Raw genomic sequence first — 1,632 nt, 5'->3', positions numbered from 1 at the left:
GTCACCTACCAGCCGCCGCGGTTGGCGGTGGTGTCGAATGTGACTGGTCAGGCTGCCGGAGTGGGGGAGTTGGGGTCGGCGGAGTACTGGGTGCGGCATGTGCGTCAGGCGGTTCGTTTCGCCGATGGGGTGGCGTGGCTGGCCGAGCATGGGGTGACCCGGTTTGTGGAGTTGGGTCCGGACGGGACGTTGACTGCCATGGCTCAGGCCTGCCTTGCCGACGACGGTGCTGACTGCGTCTTCGTGCCGGCCCTGCGTAAGGATCGTGACGAGGCCAAGGCTCTCCTGTCGGCCGTATCAACGGCTTTCGTTCATGGTGTCGGTGTCGACTGGCCTGTCGTCTTCGAAGGCACCGGGGCCGGTCGGGTGGCTGTGCCCACCTACGCCTTTCAGCGGGAGTGGTTTTGGCCTGAGCCTGCCGGGGCGGAGGCATCGGGTGTGGTGGCTGATGTGGCGGAGGCGGGTTTCTGGGCCGCGGTGGAGCGCCAGGACGCGGATGCGGTGGCGGGTGTGCTGGGTGTGGACCAGCAGGCGTTGGCGGGTGTGGTGCCGGTGTTGTCGGCTTGGCGGCGGCAGCGCACGGAACGCTCGGCGGTGGATGCGTGGCGGTATCGGGTGGCCTGGGAGCGGGTGGCTGATCTGCCGTCCGGTCGTCTGGAGGGGCGGTGGTTGCTGCTTCAGCCCTCCGGTTCCCAGGAGGTGCTGACGGGCTTTGAGGAGTGGTGCCCGGGCCTGGAGCGGGTGACATGCCCGCCTGGTGTGGACCGGGCGGCTCTGGCGGAGGTACTTGCCTCCGCAATGGCGGGTGCTGCGGTGGTGGGGGTGCTGGCTCCGGCTGAGGGGCCGGAGGCGGCCCTGGCGCTGGTGCAGGCGGTGTTGGCCGATGCCGATGGGGCAGGCCGGTTGTGGGTGCTGACCCGGGGTGCAGTGGCGGCTGCGGGAGCAGACCGGGTCGTCGAGGTGGGGCAGTCCGGGGTGTGGGGTCTGGGCCGCGTCGCCGCTTTGGAGTTCCCGGAGCGCTGGGGCGGTCTGGTCGATCTGCCGTCCCGGTTGGATGGCAAGACGCTGTCCCTGTTGGCGGGTGTGCTGGCCGGGGGTGGGGAGGATCAGGTCGCTCTTCGCGGCTCCCGCATTCTGGCCCGCCGTCTGCACCATGCCAGCCCGGCAGACCACGGTACTCACCGCACTCCGGCCGAGCCGTGGAGGGCGGATGGCCTGCGGGTGCTGGTCACCGGTGGCACCGGGGCGTTGGGGGCGCGACTGGCCCGCCAACTCGCCGAGCAGGGTGCGGCCGAGGTGGTGCTGACCAGCCGACGCGGCCCGGACGCGCCCGGAGCGCGTGAACTCACGGACGAGCTACGGGCATGGGGCGCCCGGGCAGTCGTGGAGGCCTGCGATGTCGCCGACCGCGAGGCGGTAGCCGACCTGCTGGCCCGCCATCCCATCGACGCGGTCTTCCACGCGGCAGGCGTACTGGACGACGACCCGATCAGCGCCCTCACCCCCGACCGTGTGTCCGGCGTGCTGGCGGGCAAGGCGGCCGGTGCCGCGCATCTCGACGAGCTCACCCGTGATCGGGAGTTGTCGGCGTTCGTGGTGTTCTCCTCGATCGCCGGAGTGTGGGGCAGTGGC

At 71.1% G+C, this 1,632-nt stretch carries 1 protein-coding gene; it reads left to right on the top strand.

The window, feature by feature from the left end:
* Positions 1 to 39: 39 nt before the first annotated feature.
* On the top strand, positions 40 to 1,632 hold a 1,593-nt coding region (locus FE633_RS49090), incomplete at its 3' end, for an SDR family NAD(P)-dependent oxidoreductase (RefSeq protein WP_342791284.1).

The organism is Streptomyces montanus, assembly GCF_005786655.1.
Classification (GTDB): Bacteria; Actinomycetota; Actinomycetes; order Streptomycetales; family Streptomycetaceae; genus Streptomyces; species Streptomyces sporangiiformans.
The sequence above is the reverse complement of the archived record's forward strand: the minus strand, read 5'-3'. Positions and strand labels throughout refer to the sequence as shown.